Origin of the sequence: Albidovulum sp., from assembly GCF_049646345.1 — a bacterium.
Classification (GTDB): domain Bacteria; phylum Pseudomonadota; class Alphaproteobacteria; order Rhodobacterales; family Rhodobacteraceae; genus Albidovulum.
Genome location: NZ_JBARVQ010000009.1, coordinates 1 through 3,956, shown reverse-complemented (window position 1 = coordinate 3,956; position 3,956 = coordinate 1). Strand labels below are relative to the sequence as shown.

General features: G+C 62.3%; 4 protein-coding genes. All 4 read right to left on the bottom strand.

Annotation, left to right across the window (positions count from 1 at the left end):
• On the bottom strand, positions 1–1,433 hold a 1,433-nt coding region (gene dxs, locus WBB85_RS00205), incomplete at its 3' end, for a 1-deoxy-D-xylulose-5-phosphate synthase (protein ID WP_432636606.1).
• A gap of 20 nt (positions 1,434–1,453) precedes the next feature.
• Positions 1,454–2,293 (bottom strand): polyprenyl synthetase family protein, encoded by an 840-nt coding sequence (locus WBB85_RS00200; protein WP_432636607.1) that lies wholly within the window; start codon positions 2,291–2,293, stop codon positions 1,454–1,456.
• Positions 2,294–2,326: 33 nt separating this feature from the next.
• On the bottom strand, positions 2,327–2,569 hold the full coding sequence (locus tag WBB85_RS00195) for an exodeoxyribonuclease VII small subunit (RefSeq protein ID WP_432636605.1): 243 nt from the start codon (positions 2,567–2,569) through the stop codon (positions 2,327–2,329).
• Positions 2,566–3,501, bottom strand: a complete 936-nt coding sequence (locus WBB85_RS00190) for a histone deacetylase family protein (RefSeq protein WP_432636604.1) — start codon at positions 3,499–3,501, stop codon at positions 2,566–2,568. Before WBB85_RS00190 ends, WBB85_RS00195 begins: the two co-directional genes overlap by 4 nt.
• Positions 3,502–3,956 lie beyond the last annotated feature (455 nt).

Below are 3,956 nucleotides of genomic sequence, written 5' to 3'. Positions count from 1 at the left end.
GCAATGGGTCCGTCGTCATGTGCGGCGGCAGTGGCAACCATATGCACCAGCTCGGCTTCATCCGCGGCTGCCATGACGACCATGCCGGGCAGGTTCGACAAGAAGGCGATGTCATAGGCGCCCGCATGGGTCGCACCGTCTGCGCCAACCAGCCCGGCGCGGTCGATGGCAAATCGCACCGGCAGGCGTTGGATCGCCACATCATGCACAACCTGATCGTAGCCGCGCTGCAGGAACGTGGAATAGAGCGCGCAAAAGGGTTTCATCCCGCCCGCCGCCATTCCGGCGCTGAATGTGACCGCATGCTGTTCGGCGATGCCGACATCGAAGCAGCGGCTGGGGTAGCGTTCCGCGAACAGGTTCAGGCCGGTGCCATCCGGCATCGCGGCCGTGACGGCGACGATCTTGTCATCCGCCGCCGCTTCGCGCAGCAGCGCGTCGGCAAAGACGCGTGTATAGCTCGGCGCGTTGGACGGCGCCTTCTTCTGCTTGCCAGTGACCACATCGAACTTGGCCGTCGCGTGCCCCTTGTCCGATGCGCCTTCCGCCGGGGCATATCCCTTGCCCTTCTTGGTGATCGCATGGATCAGCACCGGCCCCGTTGCCCGCGTCTTGACAGTGCGCAGGATCGACAGAAGCTGTTCCATGTCATGCCCGTCGATGGGCCCGACATAGGAAAACCCAAGCTCTTCGAACATCGTGCCGCCGACAGTCATGCCCTTGAGCATTTCCTTTGCCCGGCGGGCACCTTCCTGAAACGGCGGCGGCAGCAGGCTGATCGCGCCTTTCGCGGCAGCCTTGAATTCCTGATAGGGATCGCCAGCGTAGAGACGCGACAGATACGTCGACATTGCGCCGACCGGCGGTGCAATCGACATCTCGTTGTCATTCAGAATGACGAACAGACGCTTTCCCAGATGGCCTGCGTTGTTCATCGCTTCATAGGCCATTCCCGCACTCATCGCGCCATCGCCGATCACCGCAATGCAATCGCCGATCCCGTGTTCCGTCGCTCCACCCAGATCACGTGCCACGGCAAAGCCCAGCGCGGCCGATATAGAAGTCGAGGAATGGGCCGCTCCGAACGGGTCATAGGGGCTTTCGGATCTCTTGGTGAAACCTGAAAGCCCGCCCTTCTGACGCAGGGTCCGAATCCGGTCGCGCCGCCCGGTAAGGATCTTGTGCGGATAGCACTGGTGACTCACGTCCCAGATAATCCGGTCCTTCGGCGCATCAAAGACAGCATGAAGCGCCACCGTCAGTTCAACGACGCCAAGTCCCGCGCCAAGATGCCCGCCGGTCTCGGACACCGCACTGATGGTCTCGGCGCGCAGTTCATCCGCCAGCCGCCGCAATTCGGCATCGCTCATGCCCTTCATATCGGAGGGCACATTCACACGGTCCAGCAAAGGTGTCTTGGGTCGATCGGTCATTCAGCCCCCTTGGGCCAGCACTACATCTCGCGCGAGATAACGAACCGGGCCGCTTCCCGCAAGGCTTCTGCCTTCCCGCCGTAGGGTGTCAGGGCCGCTTCTGCCTCTGCGACAAGGGATCTGGCCCGGTCCCTTGCCCCGTTCAGGCCCAGAAGCGACACGAATGTCGCCTTGCCCGCGTCGGCATCCTTTCCAACGCGTTTGCCTGTCTTTGCGGCATCCCCGGTCACATCAAGGATGTCGTCGGCGATCTGGAAGGCAAGCCCCAGAGCGCCCGCGTAACGTCGCAAAGGCTCGGGATCGTCCCCGGCCAGAACCGGCCCCACTTCCGCTGACCAGCCGATCAGGGCACCAGTCTTCAGCGCCTGCAACCGGGTGATCTGGTCAAGCGACAGACTTTCCGTCGATGTCTCGGCGGCGATATCCAGCGCCTGCCCCATCACCATGCCCTGCGCACCCGACGCCCGTGCAAGTGACGCGACCAGCGCCAGCCGGATTGAAGGATCGGGATGCAATTCTGGCCTTGTCAGACACTCGAATGCCAAGGCCTGTAGCGCATCGCCAACCAGAACTGCGGTGGCCTCGTCCCACTTCACATGCACCGTCGGCTGGCCGCGGCGCAGGTCGTCGTCATCCATGCAGGGAAGGTCGTCATGCACAAGGCTATAGGCATGCAGCGCCTCGACAGCAGCCGCGGCCCAGACGCTCGCCGCATCCGAGACACCGTGCAGGGCCGCACTTTCCATCACCAGAAAGGCTCGTATGCGCTTGCCGCCTTGCGTGGCATAACGCATCGCCTCGGCCACCGGTGCCGTGCCCAGCGGCAATAGCATTTCGGCCAGACAGGACTCGACCTGCATCGCGACATCCCGCAGGCGGTCGTTGAACATGTGCTATAGCCCTTCGACGGGGTCCGTTCCCGATGGCGTACCATCGGCGTTCAGCGTGATCCGCTCGACCTTTTCCTCGGCCTCTTTCAGCTTTTTCTCGCAACGCGCCTTCAACTCGGCCCCGCGTTCGTAAAGCTTGATCGAATCTTCCAGCGGCACGTCGCCACGCTCCAGCTGCCCGACCACGCGCTCCAGCTCGGCCATCGCCTGCTCGAATGTCATTTCGGAAACCGCTGTCTCGCTCATCCGCCGCGCTCCATCAACACCTTCACATGGGCCGCCACCGACTGGCCCAGCGCTGTCAGATCATATCCACCCTCTAGTGTCGAGACCACCCGCCCGTCACAGCAATCCGCTGCGATGTCGCAAAGGCGCCGCGTCAGCCAGGCGAAATCTTCTGTCTCCCAGTTCAGACTGGCCAGCGGATCGTCGCGATGCGCATCAAACCCTGCAGAGACAAGGATCAGCTCTGGCCGGAACTCTTCCAGCGCCGGAAAGACCCGGCCTTCATAAGCGCGCCGCATCTCGACCCCGCCTGTACCGGGGGCCAGCGGGATGTTGATGACATTGTCATGTGCGCCGCGCTCGCTCGGGTCACCGGTGCCCGGCCAAAGCGGCATCTGCTGGCTGGTGATGAACAATGTCCGCGCTTCCTCCCACAACAGGTCCTGCGTGCCATTGCCGTGATGCACGTCGAAATCGACCACGGCCACCCGCGACAGCCCGCGCCGCTGCACCGCGTGCTTGGCCGCGATGGCCACATTGCCGAACAGACAGAATCCCATCGGCGTTTCAGCCTCGGCATGGTGCCCGGGAGGCCGGCATCCGACAAAGGCGTTGGCCGCGCTCCCGTCAACGACGCTGTCCACCGCCGCAATCGTTCCGCCAACCGCGCGCAACGCCGCCTTCAACGATCCCGGCGACATATGCGTGTCTGCATCCAGCGGGACCGATCCGCTCAGCGGCACCGCCCCTGTGATCCGGTCGATGTAGGATTGCGGATGGCAAAGCAGCAGGTCGTCTTCGTCGGCCAGCGGTGCCTCACAGCGAATCAGGGATTCGAAAGACGCATCGGACAGTGCCGTGGCAATCGCTTTTAACCGGGCAACCTGTTCGGGGTGCCCATATGGGGTCACGTGATCAAGGCAATCCGGGTGAGAATAGTAATATGTGCTCATGCCCGGACCCTAACCGAACCGCTCTGGCAGCGACAAGCGGTAAGAAATTCTGGAAATCTTCAAGAAACTCAACACTTTTTGATATTCATCAATTCGCAAGTGATCACATATGGTCCAGTGTGGCTCCGCAATAAGAATTCCGAGCGGAGGAAAAAATGAAAGTTCGCAGATTCCACAGTATTCCGAGTTTCAAGCAGGCTGTATCAGCTCTTGCCATGTGTGCAGTGCTGGCTGGCGGCGCAGGTTTCTTGGCCGGCTATACATTTCCGGGCGCAGCTTTGGCCGAGGATACCTCAGAAGGTCCAAAGAAAGACGAAGCGCCGGGCAATCAGGGCGGTCAGGGCCAGGGCGGTCAGGGCTCGCAGGCCGGTCAGGGTAATCAGGGTGGCGATGGCGCTGGCCAAGGTGGCCCCGGTGACGATTCCGATGGCAAGGGACCGCAGGCCGGTGGGCCC

What these genes read in the sequence shown, in the direction of transcription:
- WBB85_RS00200 (WP_432636607.1), bottom strand. Translation starts at nt 2,293, where the DNA reads ATGCAGGTCGAGTCCTGTCTGGCCGAAATGCTATTGCCGCTGGGCACG.
- WBB85_RS00190 (WP_432636604.1), bottom strand. Translation starts at nt 3,501, where the DNA reads ATGAGCACATATTACTATTCTCACCCGGATTGCCTTGATCACGTGACC.
- WBB85_RS00195 (WP_432636605.1), bottom strand. Translation starts at nt 2,569, where the DNA reads ATGAGCGAGACAGCGGTTTCCGAAATGACATTCGAGCAGGCGATGGCC.